This is a genomic window from Paraburkholderia sp. RL17-347-BIC-D, assembly GCF_046027915.1.
Taxonomy (GTDB): domain Bacteria; phylum Pseudomonadota; class Gammaproteobacteria; order Burkholderiales; family Burkholderiaceae; genus Paraburkholderia.
In genome coordinates, this window is the sequence record NZ_JARESS010000002.1 from 109,883 (window position 1) to 135,239 (window position 25,357).

27 protein-coding genes are annotated in these 25,357 nt (G+C 62.1%); 16 read left to right on the forward strand and 11 right to left on the reverse strand.

Going from position 1 to position 25,357, the window contains the following annotated elements; genetic code table 11:
• Positions 1 to 4: 4 nt before the first annotated feature.
• The 4 genes from P0D96_RS03885 (at position 5) to P0D96_RS03900 (ending at position 3,980) form a co-directional block, all read left to right on the forward strand.
• Positions 5 to 1,369 (forward strand): MFS transporter, encoded by a 1,365-nt coding sequence (locus tag P0D96_RS03885; protein WP_408311871.1) that lies wholly within the window; start codon positions 5 to 7, stop codon positions 1,367 to 1,369.
• The gene (locus P0D96_RS03890) at positions 1,370 to 2,185 is read left to right on the forward strand and encodes an N-acyl homoserine lactonase family protein (protein ID WP_408311873.1); all 816 of its coding nucleotides are present in this window, start codon (positions 1,370 to 1,372) and stop codon (positions 2,183 to 2,185) included. It abuts the gene before it with no gap.
• A 69-nt stretch (positions 2,186 to 2,254) separates the two neighbouring features.
• A complete protein-coding gene (locus P0D96_RS03895) occupies positions 2,255 to 3,613 on the forward strand; it encodes an acyclic terpene utilization AtuA family protein (protein ID WP_408175233.1) in 1,359 nt (452 codons plus the stop codon).
• Positions 3,614 to 3,617: 4 nt separating this feature from the next.
• Positions 3,618 to 3,980, forward strand: a complete 363-nt coding sequence (locus P0D96_RS03900) for a DUF4387 domain-containing protein (protein ID WP_132378279.1) — start codon at positions 3,618 to 3,620, stop codon at positions 3,978 to 3,980.
• A gap of 97 nt (positions 3,981 to 4,077) precedes the next feature.
• Here P0D96_RS03900 and P0D96_RS03905 read toward each other — a convergent pair whose 3' ends face one another.
• From P0D96_RS03905 to P0D96_RS03915, 3 genes are all read right to left on the reverse strand, one after another.
• Entirely contained in the window at positions 4,078 to 5,388 is a 1,311-nt protein-coding gene (locus P0D96_RS03905) for an SUMF1/EgtB/PvdO family nonheme iron enzyme (RefSeq protein ID WP_408311877.1), read from the reverse strand.
• Between the two features lie 130 nt (positions 5,389 to 5,518).
• Positions 5,519 to 6,322, reverse strand: a complete 804-nt coding sequence (locus P0D96_RS03910) for a helix-turn-helix domain-containing protein (RefSeq protein ID WP_408175382.1) — start codon at positions 6,320 to 6,322, stop codon at positions 5,519 to 5,521.
• Between the two features lie 250 nt (positions 6,323 to 6,572).
• Positions 6,573 to 7,040: a universal stress protein gene (locus tag P0D96_RS03915; RefSeq protein ID WP_408175231.1), complete on the reverse strand. Its 468-nt coding sequence runs from the start codon at positions 7,038 to 7,040 to the stop codon at positions 6,573 to 6,575.
• A 291-nt stretch (positions 7,041 to 7,331) separates the two neighbouring features.
• Between P0D96_RS03915 and P0D96_RS03920 the strand changes: the two genes are divergently transcribed.
• A complete protein-coding gene (locus tag P0D96_RS03920; protein WP_408311881.1) occupies positions 7,332 to 8,021 on the forward strand; it encodes a FadR/GntR family transcriptional regulator in 690 nt (229 codons plus the stop codon).
• A gap of 123 nt (positions 8,022 to 8,144) precedes the next feature.
• Here P0D96_RS03920 and P0D96_RS03925 read toward each other — a convergent pair whose 3' ends face one another.
• On the reverse strand, positions 8,145 to 8,738 hold the full coding sequence (locus P0D96_RS03925; protein WP_408175228.1) for an acyl-homoserine-lactone synthase: 594 nt from the start codon (positions 8,736 to 8,738) through the stop codon (positions 8,145 to 8,147).
• A gap of 154 nt (positions 8,739 to 8,892) precedes the next feature.
• On the opposite strand from P0D96_RS03925, the gene P0D96_RS03930 reads away from it, so the two are divergent.
• Entirely contained in the window at positions 8,893 to 9,210 is a 318-nt protein-coding gene (locus P0D96_RS03930; RefSeq protein WP_408175227.1) for a helix-turn-helix domain-containing protein, read from the forward strand.
• On the opposite strand, the gene P0D96_RS03935 is transcribed toward P0D96_RS03930, so the two are convergent.
• On the reverse strand, positions 9,194 to 9,898 hold the full coding sequence (locus P0D96_RS03935; RefSeq protein WP_408175226.1) for a helix-turn-helix transcriptional regulator: 705 nt from the start codon (positions 9,896 to 9,898) through the stop codon (positions 9,194 to 9,196). The genes P0D96_RS03930 and P0D96_RS03935 overlap by 17 nt on opposite strands.
• Positions 9,899 to 10,231: 333 nt before the next feature.
• A complete protein-coding gene (locus tag P0D96_RS03940; protein ID WP_408311884.1) occupies positions 10,232 to 10,567 on the reverse strand; it encodes a hypothetical protein in 336 nt (111 codons plus the stop codon).
• A 41-nt stretch (positions 10,568 to 10,608) separates the two neighbouring features.
• On the opposite strand from P0D96_RS03940, the gene P0D96_RS03945 reads away from it, so the two are divergent.
• From P0D96_RS03945 to araD, 6 genes are all read left to right on the forward strand, one after another.
• The gene (locus tag P0D96_RS03945) at positions 10,609 to 11,547 is read left to right on the forward strand and encodes an SMP-30/gluconolactonase/LRE family protein (RefSeq protein ID WP_408291624.1); all 939 of its coding nucleotides are present in this window, start codon (positions 10,609 to 10,611) and stop codon (positions 11,545 to 11,547) included.
• A 239-nt stretch (positions 11,548 to 11,786) separates the two neighbouring features.
• Positions 11,787 to 12,956, forward strand: a complete 1,170-nt coding sequence (locus P0D96_RS03950; protein ID WP_408311887.1) for an ABC transporter substrate-binding protein — start codon at positions 11,787 to 11,789, stop codon at positions 12,954 to 12,956.
• 84 nt (positions 12,957 to 13,040) lie between these two features.
• Complete coding sequence (locus P0D96_RS03955; protein WP_408175223.1) at positions 13,041 to 14,120, forward strand: ABC transporter ATP-binding protein; 1,080 nt, start codon at positions 13,041 to 13,043, stop codon at positions 14,118 to 14,120.
• 2 nt (positions 14,121 to 14,122) lie between these two features.
• Positions 14,123 to 14,995, forward strand: coding sequence for an ABC transporter permease (locus tag P0D96_RS03960; protein WP_408175380.1), 873 nt, complete (start codon positions 14,123 to 14,125; stop codon positions 14,993 to 14,995).
• A complete protein-coding gene (locus P0D96_RS03965; protein WP_408175222.1) occupies positions 14,995 to 15,933 on the forward strand; it encodes an ABC transporter permease in 939 nt (312 codons plus the stop codon). The genes P0D96_RS03960 and P0D96_RS03965 overlap by 1 nt, the downstream gene beginning before the upstream one ends.
• 45 nt (positions 15,934 to 15,978) lie before the next feature.
• Positions 15,979 to 17,730: an L-arabinonate dehydratase gene (gene araD, locus P0D96_RS03970; RefSeq protein WP_408311890.1), complete on the forward strand. Its 1,752-nt coding sequence runs from the start codon at positions 15,979 to 15,981 to the stop codon at positions 17,728 to 17,730.
• A 101-nt stretch (positions 17,731 to 17,831) separates the two neighbouring features.
• On the opposite strand, the gene P0D96_RS03975 is transcribed toward araD, so the two are convergent.
• Positions 17,832 to 18,437, reverse strand: a complete 606-nt coding sequence (locus tag P0D96_RS03975; RefSeq protein ID WP_408311893.1) for a short chain dehydrogenase — start codon at positions 18,435 to 18,437, stop codon at positions 17,832 to 17,834.
• 215 nt (positions 18,438 to 18,652) lie between these two features.
• Positions 18,653 to 19,105, reverse strand: a complete 453-nt coding sequence (locus P0D96_RS03980) for a DUF3005 domain-containing protein (RefSeq protein WP_408312314.1) — start codon at positions 19,103 to 19,105, stop codon at positions 18,653 to 18,655.
• 333 nt (positions 19,106 to 19,438) lie between these two features.
• Here P0D96_RS03980 and P0D96_RS03985 point away from each other — a divergent pair, with 333 nt between their 5' ends.
• The 3 genes from P0D96_RS03985 (at position 19,439) to P0D96_RS03995 (ending at position 21,618) form a co-directional block, all read left to right on the forward strand.
• Positions 19,439 to 19,672 (forward strand): hypothetical protein, encoded by a 234-nt coding sequence (locus P0D96_RS03985; RefSeq protein WP_132378249.1) that lies wholly within the window; start codon positions 19,439 to 19,441, stop codon positions 19,670 to 19,672.
• A gap of 126 nt (positions 19,673 to 19,798) precedes the next feature.
• The gene (gene epsC / locus P0D96_RS03990; RefSeq protein ID WP_132378247.1) at positions 19,799 to 20,725 is read left to right on the forward strand and encodes a serine O-acetyltransferase EpsC; all 927 of its coding nucleotides are present in this window, start codon (positions 19,799 to 19,801) and stop codon (positions 20,723 to 20,725) included.
• A gap of 71 nt (positions 20,726 to 20,796) precedes the next feature.
• Positions 20,797 to 21,618: an AraC family transcriptional regulator gene (locus tag P0D96_RS03995; protein WP_408311896.1), complete on the forward strand. Its 822-nt coding sequence runs from the start codon at positions 20,797 to 20,799 to the stop codon at positions 21,616 to 21,618.
• A gap of 3 nt (positions 21,619 to 21,621) precedes the next feature.
• On the opposite strand, the gene P0D96_RS04000 is transcribed toward P0D96_RS03995, so the two are convergent.
• From P0D96_RS04000 to P0D96_RS04010, 3 genes are all read right to left on the reverse strand, one after another.
• Positions 21,622 to 22,137, reverse strand: coding sequence for a metal-dependent hydrolase (locus tag P0D96_RS04000; RefSeq protein WP_408311899.1), 516 nt, complete (start codon positions 22,135 to 22,137; stop codon positions 21,622 to 21,624).
• A gap of 139 nt (positions 22,138 to 22,276) precedes the next feature.
• Positions 22,277 to 22,747, reverse strand: coding sequence for a hypothetical protein (locus tag P0D96_RS04005; protein WP_408311901.1), 471 nt, complete (start codon positions 22,745 to 22,747; stop codon positions 22,277 to 22,279).
• Between the two features lie 191 nt (positions 22,748 to 22,938).
• Positions 22,939 to 24,090 carry a porin gene (locus P0D96_RS04010; protein ID WP_132378241.1) on the reverse strand — a complete coding sequence of 384 codons (1,152 nt, stop codon included), beginning with the start codon at positions 24,088 to 24,090 and terminating at the stop codon, positions 22,939 to 22,941.
• A gap of 627 nt (positions 24,091 to 24,717) precedes the next feature.
• Between P0D96_RS04010 and P0D96_RS04015 the strand changes: the two genes are divergently transcribed.
• Positions 24,718 to 25,254 (forward strand): hypothetical protein, encoded by a 537-nt coding sequence (locus P0D96_RS04015; RefSeq protein ID WP_408280698.1) that lies wholly within the window; start codon positions 24,718 to 24,720, stop codon positions 25,252 to 25,254.
• The last annotated feature ends 103 nt before the right edge of the window (positions 25,255 to 25,357 follow it).

A 25,357-nucleotide genomic window follows, 5' to 3' on the forward strand; every position in this document is an offset into this window, starting at 1 on the left:
AAACGTGGCACAACGGCTCGACGCGCTCGAGACCGGACCGTTTCACTGGCGTCTGCTGGGCCTGATCGGCGGCGGCATGTTCTTCGATGCATTCGACAATTTCCTCGCGGGCAGCGTGCTCGGCGCGCTGGTGCAACAGGGCCTGTCGGACATGCATATGAACGCGCTGTTCATTTCGATGAGCTTTGCGGGACTCACACTCGGCGCGTGGGGCGCGGGCGTGATCGGCGATCGCTTCGGGCGGCGCTTCTCATACCAGTTCAATCTGCTCATCTTCGGCGTGACGTCGATTGCCGCGGCGCTCGCGCCTTCGATGACGTGGCTGATCGTGCTGCGTTTCATCATGGGTATCGGGCTGGGCGCGGAAATCGTCGTCGGCTACAGCACGCTGAACGAATTCACACCGGCGCATGCGCGGGGCCGCTTCTCGTCGTTGCTGAATCTGATTACGAACTCGTCGGTGCTGGTCTCGTCCGCATGCGCGTTCCTGATCATTCCGCACTTCGGCTGGCGCTGGATGTTCGCGATTCCAGGCATCGGCGCGCTCGTGATCTGGTATCTGCGCAAGTCGATGCCGGAATCGCCGCGTTGGCTCGCGGCGGTCGGGCGGCATCAGGAGGCTCGCGAAGTGGTCGAGCGGATCGAGGCGCAAAGCGTGCGTCGCGATGCGCCGATTCCGAATGCGCCGCAGGAGGAAGAACCGGGACGGCTGCGCGATCTGTTCGCGGCGCGACAGATGTCGCGCACGCTGGTCGGCATCGCGGTGGTCTGCATTTCGTTCACGGCGATGTACGCGTTCGTCGCGTGGGTGCCGACCTTCCTCGTCAAGCAGGGCTTCGATATTTCGCACTCACTGCTGATCACGTCGGCAATGTTCGCGGGCGGTCCCGCGGGTTCGTTGATCAGCATGGCGATCGCGGACAGGATCGGCCGCAAGTGGGGACTCGTGATCTTTTCGGCATTGGGCGCCGCGATCGGCATGGCGTACCCGTATGTCACTCACGCGGCGACGATCGCGCTGGTCGGCTTCGGTGTGACGACATGCATCTACGTGACGTCCGCGCTGGGTGTTGCGTGCTACGTGACCGAGCTTTTCCCGACACGGCTGAGACTGCGCGGCGTGGGGCTCGCGAATGCGGCGGGACGTGCGGTGAACGTCGGCGTGCCGTACGTGGTGGCGAGCGTCTATGCGCTGGCCGGACTGCTCGGCGTCGTGACCTTCATTGCCGCGCTGTTCGCGCTGCTGGTGGTAATTCTCTCTATATTCGGCATCGAAACAAGGAAGCGCACGCTCGAGGAGGTGCAGGCGAGTACCGCGCCGGAGACCGTCATCGGCGTGGAAAAACCCATCAACATCGGAGGCATGTAAATGAGCAACGCATCGGATACGTACGAACTATTCGCGATCAAGTACGCCCGGCGGGACGGCTGGCGCTGCGACAACTTCATTGGCGGCGACGACGATCACCAGAGCGCGATGCCGCTCGACTACTACGTGTGGGCCGCGAGAAACAGTGAGCGCGCCGTGCTGATCGACACCGGCTTCAACGCCGAGGTTGCCGCGAAGCGCGGGCGTGGCGTGCTGCGCTGTCCGATCGATTCGCTCAGACTCGTCGGCATCGATCCCGATGCGGTCAGCGACGTGGTCATCACGCATTTGCACTACGACCATGTCGGCAATTTCACGCTGCTGCCGGCGGCGCGTTTCCATCTTCAGGAAACGGAGATGCATTTCGCCACGGGGCGTCACATGAAATACCGGCATTTTGCGCACCACTACGAGCCCGACGATGTCGCCGCGATGGTGAAGATGAATTTCGCGCAACGCGTGGTGATGCACGACGGTCCAGTCGATCTCGCGCCGGGTATCCAGCTGCAACCGGTCGGCGGCCATACGCCGGGTTTGCAGGTCGTGCGCGTGAAGACCGCTCGCGGTTGGGTCGTGGTCGCGTCCGATGCTTCGCACTTCTACGACAACATCGAAAATCGCCGGCCATTTTCGAACGCTTGCGATGTTTGCACGATGCTCGAAGCGTACGACACCGTCTATCGACTCGCCGATTCGAAGCAGCACGTGATTCCTGGCCACGACCCGCAGGTGCTTGAACGCTATCCGGCGCCGACGCGCGAACTGGAAGGGATTGTCGCGCGACTCGACGTGGCGCCGAACGAGATCGCCCGGTGACGACCGATAACGCCTGATAGCGCCCGATAAAGCCGCCTGAACACGCAAACGCCCATCAAGAGAACGACTATGGAAGACGAACTGCGCATCATGGCCGTGGCCGGCAATCTCGGCTACGGCTTTCCCGAAGCATCGCTGCGTAACGGCATCGCGCGCAAGCCGCACGTGATCGGCGCCGACAACGGCTCGTCCGATCCGGGACCGTACTATCTCGGCAGCGGCAAGTCGCTCATCAAGCGCGAGCAGTTGCGCCGCGATCTGGGGTTGTCGCTGAAAGCGGCGCGCGACGCTGGCGTGCCCTACGTGATCGGCACAGCGGGCACGGCGGGCGGCAAGCCGCATATGGAAGAGTTTCTCGACGTGCTCGACGAAGTCACGCGACGCGACGGCTTGCGCTACAAGCTGGCGACGATTCCGGCGGAGATCGACAAGAACGTCATCAAGCAGGCGATTCGCGAAGGCCGCGTGAAATCGATGGGCGTGCTGCCCGAACTGACCGAACAGGCCGTGGACGACGCCACACGCATCGTCGCGCAGATGGGCACCGATCCGTTCGTCAACGCGTTCGAGGCGGGCGCCGACGTGATCATCGCCGGTCGAGCGTGCGATACCGCGATTTACGCGAGTCTTGCCGCCTGGCGCGGTTTCGACATGGGCCTCGCGTTTCATATGGCGAAGCTGCTCGAATGCGGCGCGCAATGCGCCGTGCCGCTCGCCGCGAACGACTGCCTGCTCGGCACGCTGCGCCGCGATCACTTCGAACTGGAGCCGATGAACCCGGAGCGGGGCGTGACGCCTGTTTCCGTTGCCGCGCACATGATGTACGAACAGCCCGATCCGCACCATTTTTACGAGCCGGAAGGTTTGGTCGATCTCGAACATACGCACATCGAAAAGCTCGACGACCGCCGTGTGCGGGTGACCGGCAGCAAGCTGGTCGAGATGCCACCGAGCATCAAGCTCGAAGGCGTGAAGCTGCGCGGCTACCGGACGATCACCATCGCGGGCATGACCGATCCACGCCTGCTCGCGGCGGTCGATCAGGTCGAAGCGCGGGTGCGCGACGACGTTGCGCGTCTGACCGCGCTCGACATGAAGCCGGGCGAGTACGAGCTCAACTTCATCTACTACGGCCGCAATGGCGTACGCGTCGATCAGCGCGAGCCGCGTCTCGCTCATGAAATCGGCATGGTGATCGAGGCGATTGCACCCACGCAGGAACTCGCGAACATGGCGCTTTCGCTCGCGCGCAGTTCGTTCCTGCATGGCTATTTCAAGGGGCGCAAGGCGACCGCCGGCAACCTCGCATTTCCGTTTTCACCATCGGATCTGGTTGGCGGACCCGTGTACGAATTTACGATTTATCACGTGATGCAGGTTGCCGACCCGGCCGCGCTCTTTCCCGTAACCACGACCCAGATCGGGTGATGCGATGAATCTGACCGACGTATTCGATCCTTCCCGCGGCGACACCGTTTACGACCTCGCCGAAGTGATGCGCAGCAAGAACGCTGGCCCGCTATATCTGACCTTCGACATGATCTTTCCAGATGCCGCCGTATATCGCCGCGTGCGCGACAGCGACGTGCTGACGCCTGAGTTGGTGAGCGCGCTCTATCAGGTGGATGCGGGCGATGTCAGCATCGTTTCGTTCGATGCCGCCAACGCGATCAAGATCACCATTCCCCGCACCGGACCCACATCCGGCGCGCCCGGCGATCGCGACGTGTATGGCGCTCAACAGCATGAACCGCTGATCGGGGTGCGCATTCCACCGGCAGCGCAGGCGGACTGACACTCTTCGCGCACGCGGCGCGCGCGTTGGGAAGATCGCCTCCGTGTCACTCAGCGAGATGAATCACAAGCGCGTCGAACTTATGCTTTATTCGTCATCACCTCACACACCGAAACCCCGCATACACGTACTGATAATGCGGCTGAAACCAATTGCGAAAAGCCGGCCGCAGCATGCACTGCGCGGTGCGTGCCGAGCCGCCTTTGATCACATAGTGCTGGCCGTCAAAAAAGTTGGCTGAATAGCCGAGATAAAACGGAAAGGCTTCGAAGCCGGGCAGCGCGTCGAATACCGTCGAAGTCCACTCCCAGCCATTGCCGAATTGTCCTTCCACGCCGAACGCGCTGACGTTATCCGGATGCACGTCGACCGGTTGCGGATCCCAGCTGCGAAAATCGAAATTACCCGACGCGGCGTGTGGCGTGCCGTGTGCCGCACGTTGCCACTGCGCCTCGGTGGGTAACGCTTTGCCTGCCCAGCGCGCGTAGGCGCTGGCTTCGGCGTGGCTCACGTACACGGGCCAGTCGAGCGGCAGCGGGACTTCGTCGAACATGGTGCGCAACGTCCATGCGCCATCCTCGCCGCCTGCATCGTGCCGCGACCAGCACGCGGGATGCTCGATATGCTCGGCTTCCTTCCACGCCCAATCCTTCTCCGACCACCACTTCGCTTCGCGATAGCCGCCTGCCTCGATGAACTCGCGGAATGCGCCGTTCGTCACCATGTGGCGATCGATCTCGAAGGCGGGCACATCGACATGCAATTCGCCGAACTCATTGTCCCAACCGAAGCGCCCGCCGTCGCGCGGCATGCCGAGCACGGCCGTGCCGGCCGGTACGCTGACCATCGACGACAACGCGTCCCTCGGTTCCGCACGCGTCACGACAGGCTCGCGCAATTCGCTGACCTTCTGCGCAAGCGGCAACTGGTGAAGCATGTACGCCAGCGTTTCGGCATGCATCAACCGATGCTCGATCGCGACGTTCAGCAACTGCTCGGAGGCATCGGCTTGTGCACCGTTGCGGCCGAGTTGCGCGGTGTGCGTCAGCGCATCGAGCTCGCGGTCGATCTGCTCGCGGGCACGCGAGCCATAGTCGCGAACGACGTCGAGCGACGGCCAGTCACTGGGTTGATCGGTCGGAAAACCGCCGTCGACGGGATCGATGCCGAAGGCAAAAAGCTGGTCGAGGTGCGGATCGAACGCCGGCAGATCGCACAGGCGTTGATCGAAAAGATTACGATCGAAAGCTTCCAGATGGCCGATGTAAAACACGATCCGGTGGCGTTCACGGATCGGCCGTTCATACAGGAACTCGGGCTTGACGATGGAAAACAGTGCGTCAGTCACTTGACGCGCTTCGATCAGCCGCTGGACGAGCGGGTGATGCGGGGCGGGGTCGCGATTCATTTCGCCGGGTCTCCTTGCGGGGGAGGGACTAAAGACTGTACCTGCTCGCAGGAGCCATGCCAAGACGAAAGCGCGTAAAAAAGGAAGTGGGCGGGGGCGCGGCGGCGTGGGCCGGGCTCCCGTCAGTGGCCTAGACTTGCCGCAGGCCGTCCAGATCGACGATCCGGATGTGCTTGCCGTGTGTGTCGATCAGGCCGCGCTTTTGAAATCTTGACAGGGTGCGGCTCACGGTTTCGAGCGTCATGCCGAGGTAGCTGCCCATGTCCTCGCGCGTCATGCGCAGATTGAATTCCGCCGACGAATAACCTCGCCGCGCGTTGCGCTCCGAGACGTCGAGCAGGAATGCCGCGACCCGTTCGTCCGCCGAGAGCGACCCAAGCACCATCATCTGCGCGGCTTCACGGACGATCTGCTCGCCCAGCAGTTTGTGCATGCGCTCCTGCATCGAACTGATTTCGCGGCACAGTGACTTGAGGGCGGTGTAGGGGACGATGCAAACCGTGCTGTCTTCGAGGGCGAGCGCGCTGCAGGCATGCACGTCGTCGCTGATGCCGTCAAGACCGAGCGCCTCGCCGGCGAGCCGCAAACCGGTGACCTGTTCGCGGCCGTCACGATGCGCCATGACGGTTTTCATCGAACCGGAGCGCACGGCGTAAATACTGTCGAAGCGGTCGCCGCTGCGATACAGGGCTTCACCGCGCTGAACGGAGCGCGCGGAACAGATGAGCGTTTCGAGTTTCATCAGTTCGTCGGGCGACAAACCTTGGGGCATGCAGAGCTGCCGCATTGCGCAGCTCGAACAGCGCGCGGCGGAGCGCGCGTTTGCCCGTGGCGGTGCCGCACGACGGCTGCCGCGCGCCGGCGATGAACTTGCGGCAGAGGCCACGGAATCGGCAGTGCCGGCGGAGTGCGTAACAGCGATAGGAGTGAGCATGTTCAGCAGCCGGTGGTCAGGGTAATGACAGATTGTCCCATCGACCACGTTGCCCGCTTCGCGGCAAAATGACGCGTTCAGGCAGTCAGGCACGTTGAGCAGTGTCACACCGGCGTCGGTGAATTTGTTTATGGACTGCTATGGAGTGCGAGCAGGCAGACCCTGCTCACACTTTGGCGAAAAGGAGATCGGCAACCTGGAACACCTGCCGCCGATGTAAAGCGCGCGTTGCTCACTCGCGCCGCGTTCATCAATCCACGTCGCCGGACTTGCCCGCGGCGGATGGGATCAACAGCACGGGCAAAGTCGCTTGCCGCACGCAGCGCTCGGCGACACTGCCAAGAATCAGCCGCTGAAAACCGCGCCGTCCGTGTGTGCCCATGACCAGCAGATCGGCGTTGAAGTCAGCCGCGGCCTTGAGCACGACCACCGAAACATCGTCGATCGTGGATGCCTCGCCCACCACGAGCTCGCCCTTCACGCCTTGCTCGGTCATGGCCTTGGCGAACTCGGCGCCGAGTTCCTTGCCCTCTTCGACGAGCCGGTTGCGCAAGACGGATGGGTCGTAACCGGGCGCTTCGAAATACATCGGCGTGTTTTCGACGACATAGAACGGCTGCAAGACCGCGCCGCTGGATTTGGCGAGCGCGAGCGCTGCTTCGAATGCACGGCGGGAGGTGTTGCTGCCGTCGACCGCTACAAGAATGCGTGTGTACATATCGACTCCGCGTCTGAAGGATCCGGATGCCGCAGCTGTTTCCAACCGGCTGGGCGCAATGAAGATTCATTGCTGATGCGAGCTTAAATGATCGCTGAAAAACATGCATTCGACCTGGATGTAAATCAAACTCTTGTCAAATTTTGCGACGAGGCTGTCCTGTTCGGCAAGCGCCGGTCAGCAAGCGTCGGCGGGACTTCGCTCCAATTTGCAATGCATATCGGCGGCCAGGATAAGGCCGGGTTTGCCTTACAATTACAGCCTACTCAGACAAGCTGCTTCAGTCCGCTGATGAACGAGCGCAAAACGACGGGCTTGCCCGACAAGATCTACGGCGACATTCTCAACCGCATTGTCGAGGGCGAGTACAAGGAAGGTGAGCGCTTGCCGACCGAGCATGCGCTGGCGGAGCGATTCGCGACGTCCAGGCCGACGGTGCGCGAAGCGCTGGCGCGCTTGCGGGCGGACGGCATCATCATGACGCGGCACGGATCGGGCACGACGGTCGCGCGGCGGCCGGATCCGGACGTGCGCCGCTTCGCGCCGCTCGAAACGCTGTCCGACATCCGCCGCTGCTATGAATTTCGCATCGTGACAGAAGCGGGCGCGGCGGAGCAGGCGGCGCTCAAAGCCGACGCCGACGACATCGCCGCCATCCAGCACGCCTGGGACCAGTTGGAGCGGATCATCGAGACGCAGGGTATCGGCGCGAAAGACGACTTCATGTTTCACCTGGCGGTGGCGCGCGCGTCGAAGAACCCGTTTTTCATCACGGTCATGTCGTTTATCGAGGAGCAAATTCTCTTCAGCATGAACCTGTCGCGCAATCTTTCGCTGGTGAAGACGGTGGCGCGGCAGCGGCTCGTGCAGGCGGAGCATATGGCCGTGCTCGAGGCAATCCGGCGCAAGGACGCGCCGGGCGCTGCACGCGCCATGCGAGCGCATCTCGAGAACGCGCTCGAGCGGATGTTCGGCTCCTGAGTGTCCGCGCGCTGTCGTCGCGCGGCGAGGCCGCAGCGCCATCGGGCCACCGTGCCGTGGTAGTTCCCGCACGGTGCGACAGGGCGTAGAACCTGCCGCTCTCGCGGCAGCGGAGTAAAGCAGCTAAGCAGCGGCGGCCATCGGTCCGAACAGCGCGGTACGAGTCTTGGGACTCACGGCGATATCCAGCGCCACCGCCCGCTCCACGCCGATCTGCAATGGCGACCCGAGCCGGCTGATCTCGATCCCGGTCTTGCGCAGCAGCCGCTCGATCGGCGTGGTGGTCACCGTGACATACCGCGTGATGCCCATCTGGTCGGCGAACGTCACGAGTTCGTGGATCGCCTGCATGGTCAGGTCCGCAAAGCCAAACGATTGCTCCTCGCCGCCGGTTTCGATCGCGAACCGGCTCAATTCCCAGATGTGCCGCCCAACCGGCGCCGCCGCGCCGTGCAGCAATTGCGGGAAGGTGTCCTTCAGCATGTTGGGGCCCTCGGTCGGCATCAGGCGCCAACAGCCGCGCACTTGCCCGTCGTCCGCCTGGATCAGCATGTAATGCGGCCCGAGCGCGTCGTAGCCGTCGATCTCCATGCCCGCGATGGTAGGGATATCCCACCCGAGCCGGCCGTGAAACACCCGCGCCCGCAGGCGGTACATCTCGTTAATGTCCGCGTTGTCGAATTCCTGACGCATTCCAATCCGGATTGCTGTTTGCATGACGTTCTCCTGAACGTGTTGGGGTACCCAATACGCAAGAAAACTTATGCATTTTGAATGTTTCTGCCACCTACCTACCTGGATAGGTGCGCATGCTTATCGGGTAACGCAAAATTCGAGACAAGCACTGCACTCAACCGACAGGACCGAAAAAATGGAACTCCTCGACAATCATTGGCAACCGCAAGCCGGTCTTCAAACCCGCCCGGCGGAGCCTTCCACGGCGGTGGACCGCGTTCTGATCATTGCTTACCGCAAGAAGAAAAAAGAGAGCCAACGCCGTTTCTGGGCTCGCTTCGGCGTCACGCAGTCGCGCGGCAGCCGGTTCGAGTCGGGTGCTGAAATCCCGGCGCCGGTGTCGATCCTGCTCGGTCTGTACTTCACCAAAACCGTGTCCGACGCCGATCTGGGCCGCGCCGAGCGCGTGCTCTACAGCCGCGACGCCGCGGCCTTTCTCAACCCGGGTCAATAAGCCCGAGCTGGGCTGCAATCACGGCCGCCGCACGCCGCGAATTCACACCGAATTTCGTCCTGATGTTCTTCATGTGGAAGTTCACCACGGCTTCCGAACAGTTCAGGATGTGGGAGATTTCCCAGGTGGATTTGCCGCGTGCGGTCCATTTCAGGCATTCGCGTTCACGCGGCGTGAGCTTGGGCAATAAGGTCTGAGCGTGCGTATTCAAATGCCGCTGGCTGGTATCGATTACAAGATCGCGCAATAACACCAGATTCGGCAATGCCACGTTGATATGGCGCCAGAATTCGTCGTTGGGATTGTTGTCATTGACGAAGCACATCATGCCGGCTTCCTGGTTCGGTCCATGAATCGGCAATGTCACGCCGGCGCGCAACCCATGCGCGCGGGCTTCCTCGTACATGGAAAGCTGCGGTGCGGTCGTGAAAATATCCGGCGACCAGATCAGCGGCGTGGCGCGCGTCGCGCAATGCGCGACGGTCGGATCGATGTGAACCAGTCCCTGCTCGTCATAAGTACGGCGCCAGGTGGGGGAGTACGTGCTACGCACATAAGCGTCTTCGAGGCGAATGGTCGGGCGCGGCAGCATGGCGATCAAAAGCCTGTCGAAGCCCCACGTCTCGGCGAGGCCCGCGATTGCACCGAACCATTCCGCTTCGTCGGCGGCGTCCAGTAGCGGTGCCATCTGCTCGATAAAATGTAGCGACAATTTTTACTCTCTCAGGCTCGCAAACATCCCGTTGCGGTAAATTGCGGTACGGCATTCCGTCCGTTGGTTTTTATCTTCACAATCTATCACCAAAATTTATTTCGCAAAGCCAGAAGTGATTTCTAACAAAATGGCGACGGTGACGGTTTAGCGAGAATGCGAATGAATCGCTCTTTGTATCCGATTTTTTGACCGAGTTAACATTCACCGAAGGTTAATGTGGGTAATTTTCGCGTAGTAGCCGTTTTGATGCCATTCGTTGGCAACATTATTGTGAAAGCATTCTAATTAGCGGCCGCTGCCAAAATTTCAGTCAAAATCGCACTGATTGCCGATATTGAATGTTTGCGGGCTGCACGATTGCCGCGACATAAACGTCACCGTCCAAGCTCTATTGTCATACAAAAGCAACACCGCGTAGTTTGCGACCTTCGCGATCCGCGCGAAGAATTCGCGAAGCCGGGCTTGCCGCCAAGTTGTTTGACAACATTCGGAGCCCGGTGCTACCTTGAGCGCTCCATTCTGTCCCGCTCCCGGTGTGAGGCCACGTGAACGAATCCCCGATTCGCGACGCCGCCCGAGCATCATGCGAAGATCGAGCACGCCGCGCGGGCGCTGCTCGCGTTGGAGCACGAATTCGCGCAAGCCAACCCATGCCACTGAACCTTGAGCCCGAAGCCACCAGTATGACCGACAACAACCGACGCTATCCCGATCCCTCCATCCGCGTGTTCGATCCGCGCTTCAAAGCACTGATCCTGGCTTCCGCGTCCGTCGAGTGTCTGTATCAGGGCGCGCGCTGGTCCGAGGGCCCGGTCTGGTTCGGCGACGGCCGCTATCTGCTGTGGAGCGACATTCCGAACGACCGCATCCTGCGCTGGGACGAACCGAGCGGCACGGTGTCGACGTTTCGCCAGTCGTCGAACAATGCGAACGGCCATACGCGCGACCGTCAGGGCCGTCTCGTCAGTTGCGAGCATCTGACGAGGCGCGTCACGCGCACCGAATACGACGGATCGATCACCGTGCTCGCCGACCGCTACCGCGGCAAGCGCTTCAATTCGCCGAACGACGTGGTCGTGAAATCGGACGGCTCGATCTGGTTCAGCGATCCGACCTTCGGCATCGACGGATTCTATGAGGGCGAGCGGCAGGAGTCGGAACTGACGGCGTGCGTGTACCGCGTCGACGGCCAATCCGGCGAAGTCACCGTCGTCGCCGATGACGTGCTAGGCCCCAACGGTCTGGCGTTTTCTCCGGACGAGTCGGTGCTGTACATCGTCGAATCGCGCGGTGAGCCGCGCAAGATCCGTGCGTTCGATGTCGACGGCGACGGCGGCGCGCTGTCGAACAACCGCGTGCTGATCGACGCCGGCCCGGGCACGCCGGACGGCTTTCGCGTCGATGTCCACGGCAATCTGTGGTGCGGCTGGGGCATGGGCACCGACGAACTCGACGGCGTGCGCGTCTTCACGTCGCAAGGCGAGCCGCTCGGCCACATAGCATTGCCGGAGCGCTGTGCGAACGTATGCTTCGGCGGACGGCATCGCAACCGGCTCTTCATGGCGGCAAGCCACGGCCTCTATTCGCTCTACGTGAATACGCAAGGCGTGCAAGGCGGCTAGTTGCCAGACAAGTCGTCATCAGAGGTCATGAGCGGCTCCGGGTTTGCCCTTGGATGCAGCGCGCAAGCCGTTGAGCGGCAAGGATTCACCGCGAAAATGGCGGCTTTCATGAGCCCGGAGCCGCCACGAGTATTTGCTTGACATCAGCTGTTCCGCTTCGCTATGTTCCATTGGTAGAAAGACACCGCCCGCAGCGCATTCGACCGGCGGATTTCCATACCAAGAAGCGAGGAGACGCAATGACTGTTTCACACAGGTTGGCGCTCAGGCTGGTGTCCGTATGTCTCGCGGCGAGCGCCGCTTTCGCATCCGCTGCGCATGCGGCCGATCCGGTCACACTCAATATCGTCGACGTGGCCGGCGACCTTCAACTCACGCAAAAGGGCTTCGAGGCCTTCAAGGCGAAGTACCCGAACCTCGTCGCCAATCTCACCTTCACGAACGCGCCGGCGCCGCAGTTGCCCGGCAAGATCAAGGCGATGCAGGCCGCGGGCCGCTCCGATATCGATCTCGTGCTGACCGGCACCGACGCGCTTGCCGCCGGCATCGAACAGAGTCTCTGGATGAAGCTGCTGCCCGAGAACGCGGCGGCGTTCCCTGGCGTGCTCGATAAGTACGCGCCGGGTCCGCGCAAGATGCAGGATCTCGCGCAAGGCTACGGGCTCGAAGTCGCGTATATGCCGGCCGGCCCGCTGCTCGAATACAACCCCGCCAAAGTCAGCGACCCGCCGAAGACGCCCGAGCAATTGCTGCAATGGTGCAAGGCGCATCCGGACAAGCTGATCTACGCACGCCCGGCGAATTCCGGTCCGGGCCGCACGTTCCTGATGGGCTTGCCCTACATACTCGGCGACAAGGATCCGCAGGATCCGATTCACGGCTGGGACAAGACGTGGGCCTTTCTCAAGCAACTGAACGATTGCATTCCTTACTATCCGGGCGGCACGTCGGCGGTGATGAAGGAGTTTGGCGAAGGCACCCGCGATATGACGGTGACCGTGACGGGCTGGGACATCAATCCGCGCGCGCTCGGTATCGTGCCGGCGGAATTCCGCGTGCAGGCGTTCGACAACATGACGTGGGTGAACGACGCGCACTACATGGTGATTCCGAAAGGCGTGCCGAAGGAAAAGCTCGACGTGCTCTACAAGCTGATGAACTTCATGCTCGAACCGGCGCAGCAGGCCATGACCTATGACGACGGTTACTTCTACCCCGGTCCGGCGATCAAGGGTGTGAGCGTCGAGCAGGCGCCCGCGCACAGCCAGGACGTGCTGAAGAAATACGGCCGGCCGGAGTATGCGAAGCTGTTGGCCGAGCGTCCGCACGTCTTGCCGCTGAACGCCGCGGCGATGGTCGCGGCTTTCAAGAAATGGGACACCGAGGTCGGCGCGCAGAAGACCAAATAGTCTCCTCGTCCGGCCGTGCATGCATGATGTTGCGATCCACGCGTGATACGTTACACGGCGCACCACGCGTATCGGGAAACCGCCATGAAGCATCACTTTGAGCAGTTGCGGCTCGACTCGGTGAGCCGCAGTTTTACGAATGCGGAAGGCCAGGCGATCGCGGCGCTGCGCGGCCTCGATCTGACCATCCAACGTGGCGAGTTCATCGCTCTGCTGGGGCCTTCCGGTTGCGGCAAATCGACGGCGCTCAATTGCATTGCCGGATTGCAGCCGTTAAGCGCCGGTGGCATCTGGCTCGACGACAAACGCATCGACGTGCTGCCGCCGGAGAAGCGCGGCTTCGGCATGGTGTTTCAGAACTACGCGCTGTTTCCGCATATGAGCGTGCTCGACAACGTCGGCTTCGGTTTGAAGATGCGCGGCGTCGGCAGGAGCGAAGCCGTGCGCCGCGTGCGTGAAGCGTTGCAGCTCGTGCAACTCGTCGGGCATGAACGCAAGCTGCCCGGACAACTGTCCGGCGGCCAGCAGCAGCGCGTGGCGATTGCGCGCGCGATCGTGATCGAGCCGCCGCTGATTCTGATGGACGAACCGTTGTCGAATCTCGATACCAAACTGCGGATCGAAATGCGCGCGGAGATTCGCCGCATCCACAGCCAGCTCGAGCGTGCGACGCTCTACGTGACGCACGATCAGGACGAAGCGCTTTCCATGGCCGACCGCATCGTCGTGATGAGGGAGGGTGTCGTGCAACAGGTTGCCACGCCGAAAGAGGTCTACACGCGGCCGCAGAATCTGCACGTCGCGCGCTTCATGGGTTATCGCAACGTGGCCGAATTCGAACTCGAAGGCACGCAAGGCGAAGGCGTGCTGGTGACCGCAAACGGTGTGCGTCTCCTCGGCACGCCGATGGCCGGCTTCAACAGCAAACGCGTGAGCGTCGCGTTGCGTCCCGAGGATATGGAGCGCGCCGTGCCCGGTGCGGAGAATGCCTTCGACGCGTTGGTGACGACCGTCGAATACGGCGGCCGCGATTCGTTGCTGCGCGTGAAGACAGCGTTCGGCGATATCTGGGCACGCGTCGGCGGAGAATTCGAAGAGGGCGAGCGAATCAGCTTGCGCGTGCCGCCGTCGCGCACGCTCGTCTACGATGCCGAGGCGGCATGAGCATGCCCACGCTGTCGCCGCCGCTCGTTCCGCGTGACGCCAAGGCGTGGCTCGTCGCGCCGGCTTTGCTCTTCATCGTCGCGTTGTTCATCTATCCGTTTGCGTACGGTCTGGTGCTGTCGTTCCGGCCGATGAACGGCGGCGGCCTCTGGGCCAACTATCTGACGTTCTTCACCGACACGTCGATGTGGCCGACGATTCTCGTCACGCTCAAGCTCGCGGTGCCCGCCACGCTGATCAACGTGGGCGTCTCGGTGCCGGTGGCGTTCGCATTGCGCCGGTACTCGCGCTATCAGAAGTTCGTCACGACGCTGCTGGTGATTCCCGTGACGCTCGGCACCGTGTTGATCGCCGACGGCATGCTCACGTACTTCGGCCCGAACGGCTGGTTTCCGCAAGCGCTGCACGGTCTGCATCTCTATGCGCGCGAAGTGCGTCTTACGCATAACTTCTGGGGCGTGCTGATCTCGCTGATCGTGTCGGGTTTTCCGTTTGCGTTTCTGTTGACGCTGTCGTATGTGACCGGCATCGACCCGACGCTCGCGGCCGCGGCGGCGACGCTCGGCGCGAGTCCGTGGCAGCAGTTTCGCCGCATCTATCTGCCGCTGCTGGTGCCGGGCTTGACGATGGCGGCGTGTCTGTCGTTCGTGCAGGCGTTTTCGGTGTTTCCGTCGGCAGTGTTGCTCGGCGCGCCCGCCGGGCCGACACGTGTGATGTCGATTGCCGCCGCCGAAGCCGCATTCGAGAGCTACGACTACTCGCTGGCGTCCGCAATCGCGATGGTGATGGGCTTCGTGCAGTTGCTAGTGGTCGCCGCGCTGCTCGGCGCGCGCCGCTTCTTCTACAGCGGTCCGGCAACCGGAGGCAAAGGCTGATGACGACCGATCATCGCGCGGCGCAGCCTTCGTGGTCGGCGTCGACATCAAAGGATCACGATGACGGCGCGCGCGAGCCGGATAAGCGCGCGGGCCAAACCCGGCAACGCACCAGCGTGCCGGGCCGCATCTGGCGCGTGCTGGTGTGGGGCGCCATGGTGTTCTTCCTCGTCAACGTGGTGCTGCTGATCGCGACCGTCGCAGTCAATTCGGTGGCGACGCGCTGGTTCGGCACCTTGTTGCCGCAAGGCTTCACGCTGCATTGGTATGCGCAGGCATGGAGCGACTTCCAGTTGGCGAGCGTGTTGTGGGTGACCGTCGAAGTGGTCGGCGCAGTCGTGCTGCTGTCGGTCCTGCTCGGCGTGCCGGCGGCGTATGCGCTCGCCCGAGTGCAATTTCCAGGCAAGCGCGTCGCCATGCTGATCTTCCTGTTGCCGCTGATGGTGCCGCCCGTCACCTACGGCATTCCCATGGCGACGGTCATGTACAAGGTCGGCCTCGCCGGCACGCTGAGCGGCGTGATCCTGGCCAATCTCGTGCCGGCACTGCCATTCGTGATTCTCGTGATGACGCCGTTCATCGAACAGATCGATCCGAATCTCGAAGCGGCGGCGCGCATTTTCGGCGCCAACACGTTCCGCTATTTCCGCTACGTGCTGCTGCCGCTGCTCGTGCCCGGCATGCTGGCGGCGGGCTTGCTGGTGCTCGTGCGCACCATCGGCATGTTCGAGCTGACTTTTTTTACCGCGGGCCCGGCGACGCAAACGCTCGTGGTCGCCCTGTACTACGCTGTATTTTCAACCGGCGTGCGCGCGCCGCAATCGATCGATGCGATGGCGATGATCTATATGGCGATCACGCTGATCTGGGTGTTGATTGCACTGCAATTCGTGAGCCCGACGCAGATCGTGTCGCGAGTGAAGGAGCAGAAGCGCTGAAGGAAGCCCTTGCGGGGTACGGCGAAAGACATCGTGGAGCAGACGTTGACGAAGAGAAAGAAACCCGAGGAATTGCGTAGCCACCGCTGGTACGGCGTGAACGATCTGCGTTCGTTCGGCCATCGCTCGCGCACCGCGCAAATGGGCTATGACCGCGAGGAATACGCCGGCAAGCCGGTCATCGCGATTCTCAACACATGGAGTGAGATCAACGCGTGTCACACGCACTTCAAGCAGCGCGTCGAGGAAGTGAAGCGCGGCATCTGGCAGGCCGGCGGCTTTCCGGTCGAACTGCCGGTGCAGACGCTCTCCGAGCCGTTCCAGAAGCCCACCACGATGCTTTACCGCAACTTCCTCGCCATGGAAGCCGAAGAAACGCTGCGCTCCTATCCGGCCGACGGTGTCGTGCTGATGGGCGGTTGCGATAAGACCACGCCGGCTTTGCTGATGGGCGCGATCTCGATGGATTTGCCGGCGATCTTTCTGCCCGCCGGCCCGATGCTGCGCGGAAACTGGAACGGCGTGACGCTCGGTTCCGGTTCCGACGCCTGGAAGTACTGGGCGGAGCTGCGCGCGGGCACGATCACGCAAGACGACTGGCAAGGCATCGAAGGCGGCATTGCGCGCTCGCCGGGGCACTGCATGACCATGGGCACCGCGTCGACCATGACGAGCGCGGCCGAAGCGCTCGGCTTCACGCTGCCCGGTTTCGCGTCGATTCCCGCAGCGGATTCGCGTCATGCGCAGATGGCGGCGAAAACCGGCATGCGTATCGTCGAGATGGTGTGGGAGGATCTCAAGCCCTCCGATCTGCTCACCGCCGGTTCCGTCGACAACGCCGTGACCACCTGCCTCGCGCTGTCCGGTTCGACCAACGCGATCGTGCACATGATCGCGCTCGCGCGCCGCGCCGGCATCGAACTGACGCTCGATCGCTACGACGACATCTCGCGCCACACGCCGGTGCTGGCGAACGTTCGCCCGACCGGCGCGTATCTGATGGAGGACTTTTTCTATGCGGGCGGTTTGCGCGCCTTGCTCGCTGAACTCGGCGAGTTGATCGACCGTTCGCAGAAAACCGTCAACGGCCGCACGCTTGGTGAGAATCTCGAAGGCGCGGAGATTTTCAATGACGACGTGATCCGCCGGCGTGACAGGCCGCTGTTGCCCAATAGCGGCCTCGCGGTGCTACGCGGCAATATCGCGCCGGACGGTGCCGTGATCAAACCCGGCGCCGCTGAGCCGCACCTGCTCGTGCATACGGGTCGCGCAGTGGTGTTCAAGGATTACAACGACATGGCCGCGCGCATCGACGACGAAGCGCTCGACATCGACGAAAACTGTGTGATCGTGCTTCAGCATGCCGGGCCGGTCGGCGCTCCGGGTATGCCTGAATGGGGCCAATTACCCATACCGCGGAAGTTGCTGCAAAAAGGGGTGCGCGACATGGTGCGCATATCGGATGCGCGGATGAGCGGGACGAGCTACGGCGCGTGCGTGTTGCATGTCGCGCCCGAGTCGTTCATCGGCGGACCGTTTGCGCTGGTCGAAAGCGGCGACATGATCGAGCTCGACGTGCCGCGACGCAAACTCAACCTGCTGGTGAGCGACGAGGAACTCGCGCGCCGCAAGGAAACGTGGGTCAAGCCGGCGCCGCGTTTCACGCGCGGCTACGGCGCGATGCATCAGGTGCACGTGATGCAAGCGAATCAAGGTTGCGATTTCGATTTCCTGCAACGCGGCGGCGCGCATGCGGCCCCGGATGCGCACGCCGCGGGCGAGCCGGAGATTCACTGAGTCAACGAGGGACGTCGAGAGCGTGACGCAGCCGCCGCAGAGTGGCGAAACACTGGGAGAGGGCGCGATGCGGCTCGACCGCATCGCGTGAATCCTTCACTTCAATATCCTACGCGATACACGCGGCCGGTCTGCGCGCCTTCCACGCTGCGCAGATAGGCCATCGCCGCGCGCTGCCCCGTCACCGGCTCGAAGCCGCGGAAGTAGGGCGCATAAGCGTCCATTGCTTCGGTGAGCACGGTCGGGCTCACCACGTTGATGCGAATGCCGCGCGGCAACTCGATCGCCGCGCCGCGCACGAAACCTTCGAGTGCCAGATTGACGGTGGTCGCGCTCGCGCCTTGCAGGATCGGCTCGTCGCCGATGATGCCGCTCGTCAGCGTGAACGAGCCGCCGTCGTTCACGTATTGCTGAGCCGCGAGCACCACGTTGATCTGGCCCATCAGCTTGTCGCGCAGGCCGACCCGGAACTGCTCGATGCTCATGTCGGGCAGCGGACCGAAATGCACCTTGCCGGTCGTGGTGACGACGCCGTCCACTTTGCCGATCTCGCGAAAGAGCCGCTCGACGCTCGCCGGGTCGGTGCTGTCGACGTGGTACTGCCCACGCGTCGCGCCCACTTCGATCACTTCATGGCGCGCCTTCAGTTCCGCGCTCACCGCCTGGCCCAGCGTGCCGGTGGCGCCGATCACGACGATCTTTTTCATCTACTGCTCCGTTGAGGGTTGATGTGCAGTCGATTCTGCCCGTGTTCGTCAGAAGGAAACAGTCTGCGCGACGCGTAGGTCCTGCAACCCTGAGTTTCTAATCGAAGAAAAAGCGCGCACCGCGAATCAAACGGTGCGCGCTTCGCAATACACTGATTAATCGGGGCCTGCGTCTGAATTCAAACACGGACCAAATCAGGACGCAGCGCAAATGTTTATTTCACCCGATGTAATTCGATCAGCCGGGTCGGGCGTAAATGATTAAGGGCGTAATGGATACGGCCGCGCTCCTGACGGCTGCCAACCGGTCGCGGATCGCCGTATAGATGATCCGCCGAATATGCGCCCTGCGGCGCGACCATGCCTTTGTCGATCACCGTGCAGCCCGGCTCGAGCGCCAGCAGCAGATGATTGCCGCCAACCCGGCTGTCGAAGCCGGCCATGCCGTCGTGCGCCTCGGGCACGCTGTTCGTGAGGGTCGCATTGCTCGTGGTGATCTCGTCTGGCGAGATCGGGCTGTGGCCCGCTATGCGCGCGGCTTCGAGATTCTTGCCGTCGGTGTCGACGGTGCTGTCGTGGGTGCGGTCGTTGTGCAGTTCCGTCGAACTCGGGCCGTGAGTGGCCGCCGGCTGGTTCGCGTCTGCTGGCTTGTTGATATCGCTGTTCATCATGCGTTCTCCTTGAAGAGGACATGGTGTGACATGCAGCAAAACCCGTTCCGCCTCGCACAAACCCTGGTTCACCTGTTTTCACTGCGCTTTGTCCGCAGTTGCATGCGTAGTTGTATGCGCAGTTGCAAGTGAGGTATTCGGCTGGCGATTGCGTCCGGGATTCTTTTCGTTTTTTTTAATGGACGCGTATTTTCTACAGAGTATGATCTTACTCCGACGAGCGAAGCGCGGTTAAATTGAAGACATTCGGTCCGGCTATTTCTTCATGGCCGGCAGCACCGTCTGCGCGCCACTCAAAACATTTTACGGGGCCGTCAGGGCGGGTGACACATGCACTTCGATGCTGCATTCACACATCGCGGCTATTTGTTAAATTGCGCGCCGGCACGCGCGGTCGATGGCACTTGGCAACCTTACGTAGTCATCTCCCGCTCGAGCGACGGCGAACTGGTCGCCAACCGTTTTTTCCCCACCGACTTGCGCTTTCGTGACGAAGCGGCCGCCATTGCTCATGCGCGCGATTGGGCCGTGCGCTGGATCGATGCGAGCAGCGTGACCATCTGAGCGCCTCCGGCGTGCCATGCCGCGTATGGCACGCCGTCGCGCGGTGCTGCGCGAGCCTCGGCAAAACGCGGTAATCTCTCGGCATAATCACTTCGAAGCCTGCTCATCGCACGGCGCTGTCCTTTTATGCCTAACGTGCCTTCCCATAACTGGGGCCTCGAACAGATCGTCGCCGACTTGCGCGCGTCGCGTGAAGAATTGCATCGCACGCGGCATCCGCTCGGCATTCGCGAACTGCCGTCGCGCGAAGCGGTGATCAACATCGTCGCCGGCCTGCGCGCGGCGCTGTTTCCCACGCACTACGGCGCGCCCGATCTGACTGACGAAACCGTCGACTATTACGTCGGCCATACGCTTGAAAGTACGTTGCGGCTGCTGGCGGAACAGATTCGCCGCGCCCTGCGTTTTTTGCCGGAGTTCGGTGAAACACCCGATGCGGATTTGCAAGCGCGCGCGTTCGACGTCGCGCGTGAATTCGGCACGCAATTGCCGGGCATTCGCGCGCTGCTGGTCAGCGACATTCAGGCGGCTTTCACCGGTGATCCGGCTGCGCAGCACATCACCGAAATTCTGCTTTGCTATCCGGGCGTATGGGCGATGACGCATCATCGGCTCGCGCACGCGCTGCATCGCCTGGGCGTGCCGTTGCTGGCGCGTTTCATCAACGAGATCGCGCACTCGGCAACCGGCATCGACATTCACCCGGGCGCGACGATCGGACCGAGCTTCTTTATCGACCACGGCACGGGTGTCGTGATCGGCGAGACCGCGATCATCGGCGAGCGCGTGCGCGTGTATCAGGCCGTGACGCTCGGCGCGAAGAGTTTCGCCGCGGATCTCGACGGTACGCTCGTCAAAGGCAACGCACGCCATCCGATCGTCGAGGACGACGTCGTGATCTATGCCGGCGCGACGATTCTCGGGCGCGTGACGATCGGTCGCGGCTCGGTGATCGGCGGCAACGTGTGGCTCACGCACAGCGTGCCGCCGGGCAGCAGCGTGTCGCAAGGCAAGATCCGCGAAGGCGAGCGGTCCGACGAGGGGCGGCAGTGATGCGCGGCTTCGTTCGCGCGTGCTCGCGTGTTTCGATGCGCAAACCTCCTATCAGCTGCTGAGCGATAACCATGCCGCGCGGCCGCGTTCACATGCCTCGCTGCGCGATTGCCGGCGTCGAAGCGACGGTGGCCGAAACGGCGCATGCATTTCCGCGCCATTCGCACGATCGCTTCGGCGTCGGTGTGATCGTCAGCGGCGGGCATCGGTCGGCGAGCGGACGCGGACTAGTCGAAGCGCGCGCCAACGACGCGATCATGGTCAATCCCGGCGAAGTCCACGACGGCAGTCCGCTCGATGAGCGCGGGCGCACGTGGCGCATGTTGTATTTCGAACCGTCGATGTTCGTCACCGCCGCGAGTGAACTGACCGGCGCGGCGGCGCGCGAGCTCGAACTCACGCAGCCAGTGGCGCACGATCCTTTGCTGAAGCGTTTGTTCGAGCGGCTCTTCAGCGTCGCGGTGGAAGTGCCTTTCGTGCCGGACGATCTGGCGCGCGAGGAGGCGTTGCTCGAGCTGCTCGGGCATCTCGTGCGCGTGCATGCGACGCGGCCGATACGCTCATCGTCGACTGATGCGTTGGGTCCGATTGCGCGAGCGAAAGCACGCATCGACGACGATCCTTCCTCTGCGCTCACATTGGCCGATCTCGCCGCCGATGCCGGCATGAGCCGTTTTCAGTTGCTGCGTGGCTTCGCGCATGAAATGGGTCTGCCGCCGCACGCGTACAGAATGCAGCGTCGCGTGGTGCTCGCGAGGCAATGGATCGCGCGGGGCGCGACGCTTGCCGATGCGGCTGCCGCAGCGGGCTTTGCCGATCAGAGTCACATGACGCGCGCGTTCGTGCGCTTACTCGGTGTGACGCCCGCGAACTACGCGGCCGCGCTGCGGTGATGTTCATCCGATTCGCAAATGCTGCAGCAAAGCTGCGCCATGCACGCCGTGCAACCAGACGTGTTGTCCGATAAACCACGCCGCCGCCCACGAAGCCGCCACGACGATCAGATCGCAGTGCCCGCTATTCCAGAGATTCAACGAATGCCGGCCGGCAATCCACGGTACGCCTAATGGATTCGGCCAGTCAGCGAACAGATGCATCAGACCGCCGCAGGCAAATCCGAACGCCGGCGCGGCATACACGGAATGCCCGAGCCAGTGGTACGAGACCGCGAGCAACGCGAGCCATCCCACGCCCCAATGCGTGAGCGTGCGATGCGTGATCCACAGACGCCGCGCGCGCGACCACCACGCGACTTCGAGCCAGTCCGGCGCCGTGCTGCCAATCACACCGGTGACGAAACTCAACACCACGCCGAGATGAAACGAACCGCCGCCGCCGATGCGCGCGACGATCGCCGCCGCGATGACGCCGGCTGCAAAACCGGTAGCGTGATGTGCTTTGCTGGATGCCATCGAAACTCGCGGCAGAGCGCCGCATCAAGAACAAAGGGCGGCTATGTTCGCAGATGAGCGGATAAAAAAATAGCCGACACGCGAGTTAAAAAAATCGCGCGTCGGCGTAGCCTTCAAAACGCAAGCCCGCGACCGAAGCTCAGGTCGCGCAGCGTGCAATATCGAAGCGCATTTCCGGTTCCGGCGGATCGTCCGGCGCGTTCGCGGGATGCATCACCTTGATGACCGAGCCGGTGTTCGACGGCGTCAGCGTCACGAAATACGAGTTGTTCGAATCCGAGCCGACGGCGATCTCCGTCGCGCCGCCGACGCGCGACATACGCACGCGTGACAACCGGCTTTCGAGGCAATCGGCGATATAGGCAGGCGCGCGTTGCGACGACACGTACATCATCGGCAGGGACGCGTCGCGCGCTGGGCCGCTGGAAGAACCGCAACCGGCAAGCGCGGCGAGCGCGGCAGCAGCGGGGGCAAGCAGGGGAAGTCTTTTCATGGTCTGGTCGTCGGCGTCCCCGGTCGTACGCGGGAACTTGGGGCGCGGGCGAAGCGCAACGCGATAGAGCGCAACGTCATGCTTCGCGACGAAGCCGCCGTTCAACCGCAACGGCATCGCAACGTTGCGGCAAGGAAGGCAACTGCGTTCAGTATACCCACCGGGTGTGCGCGTCGTCACTATCCACGGCCGTCGGCATTGTGTCCAAACGTAAGGGCTATAAAAAACCCGCGACGTGATCGTGTCACGCGCGGGTTGCTCACGAAGCGAATCGATACATTCGCTGCGCACGTACCACCTGAAAATACTTAGAAGCGATGGCGCAGGCCGACTGCCGCTGCCAGCTGATTGCCGTTCGACGACGGTGCGAGGGTGTTGATCGCCGCGACGTTCGAGCCGAAGTTGCCGAGCTCGCCCGATGCATGCTGATACACGCCTTCCACGTACACGTCGGTACGCTTGCTCAGCGAGTAGTCGCCTTGCAGCGACACCGTGTGCCACTTCGGATCGCCCGAACCGTTCGAGCCGGACATCTTGCCGTCCGTGAACGTATACGACGCCGCGAGGCTCAGTGCCGGCGTCAGTGCATAGCGGCCGTTCACTTCGTAGTTGTCCAGGTGCAGGTTGGTGCCGGCGACGCCGGGCAGAGTCGTGCCGCCGACATCCACGCCGGTAATGCCGTCGAGTTGTGTGTGCGTATAGACGAAGCCGACCGTTGCCGGGCCATACGTGTAGTTGATGCCCGCGCCATACGTGCGCTGCAGATCGGCTGCGATCGCCGCGGTGCCGTCGCCTTGCGACACGGCGCCGCTCAGGTTCGAGCTGCCCGACTTGTTCAGTTGCAGGTAAGCCGCGGCAACGCTCAACGGACCGTTGTCATACGAAGCGCCGACGCTCCATGCACGGTTGTTGGAGAAATCACCGGCCGAATTGCTGAACCCATACAGGCCACCGAACTTCAGGCCCGCGTAGTTCGCGCTCGTGTACTTGACGGCGTTCTTGATCGAGAACGAGTTATCGAGGTTGTCGTTGTCGAACGGGTGAGCCGCGAGGTTGTTGCCGTAGCCCGCGCCGGCTTCGGACAGCGGCGCCAGGTAGTCGACCACGGAATCGTATTGACGGCCGAGCGTCAGCGCACCGTACTGATCGCTTTTCAGCCCGACGAAAGCCTGACGGTTGAACATCGTGTTGCTTTCCGTGTCCTGACCGTTATTCAGGTTGAAGCCGTTCTCCAACGTGAAGATCGCATGCAGGCCGCCGCCGAGGTCTTCACTGCCGCGCAGGCCGAAGTAGGTGTTCGACACCGAGCCGCTGCCTTGTTGCCAGTTGCTATGGCCGCCCTGGTTGTTCGAGTAGACGAGACCGGCGTCCAGCGTGCCGTACAAGGTCACGCTGCTCTGTGCATGGGCGCTGATGGCAACCGCGCCCAGGAGGCCTGCTGCGATGAGGGTTTTTTTCATGGTTAGATAACTCCGAAACAGTGCATGGGGAATCGCATTCCAGTGCTCACCGCCGATTGCGCCGGCGGGCTGACGATCCGCTGCGAAGTGTATTCCTGCTATTCCTATCTTTAATCGCATATGGCACAACAATGAATTCTCGAATCCGTAATGGTGAATAGGAAATTGTGTAAGTGCGGGTAAATAAAGAAAAAATCTGTTCGGCTATGAATTCATGGATGCCGTGTCAATGGCGTGTTGTTGCCTGATCGCGACGAATCGCCACAAGCCATGAGCAGTAAGGATTAGCGTCTATTTCGAGATATTTCGTCGATTTATTCTATTTCCTGCAATGCACTCTTCCAATTCGCGGGATCTATTACGATGAATTACGGTTCTACAATTCGTCTTGCCCCTTGACCAAGGGTGTATTTTTCATCTTTATACGCGGCCTTCGGGCCGCTTTTTTTATGATTTTTTATAATCGGTTTATAAGTTCCCGCGAATAAGGAAATAGATTATTTCGATTGGCGGTGCGCTCGCCGTGGCTTGTCCGTTCGTCAGAGGGCCGCATCCGCGGAGTGCGAGGCGGGTAGAATTGCGCGCTTGAGATGTGTTTCCGCCCCCGCGAACGTGAGTGAACCTGTAATGACCGATACACCCCTTCCATCGTCCGACACCGCTGAAGATCTCACGACGGAAGGCTCGTCCGAACTGGGCGAGACCGTGCACGAAGCACGCCTGTGGCGCGACGACGGCTGGACCGCGCGCGTCATCAAGAATGAAGACGACGAAGGCTGGGCCGTCGAAATGATCAAGGACGGCGAAGCGGAACCCGCGCTCGTCGGTCCGTGGACGATGGGCCGCAACAAGAAGGATCCGAAGCCGCTGGACACCTCGGCGTTCAACACGCTGGTGAAGACCGCGTCTGAAGTGCTGCGGCGCCACGAGCAGCAACTGCGCGCGCAACTCCATAAGGAAGTGCGGGTGGCGAGCGCGGACGGCAACGACGAACTCGACATTACGCTCGACATCGTTCCCGACGAAGACGAACCGTATGCGTTGTTGACCGCGCTCGACACGTTCGGCGAGCAGCTCGCGCAAGTGCAGGTCGCGCCCAACTTCAAGCTCAGCAAGGCGAGCGCCGCGGCGTGGGTCGAGAACGAGTTTCGCCGTCCAGGTTAAAGATCGGCTCCGCTCCGGCCTGCGACAGGCTCCGGGGCTGGCCGGGTTGTCTCCCAACGGCCTGAACAAAATATTACTAAAACCTGTCAATATACTTTCATAT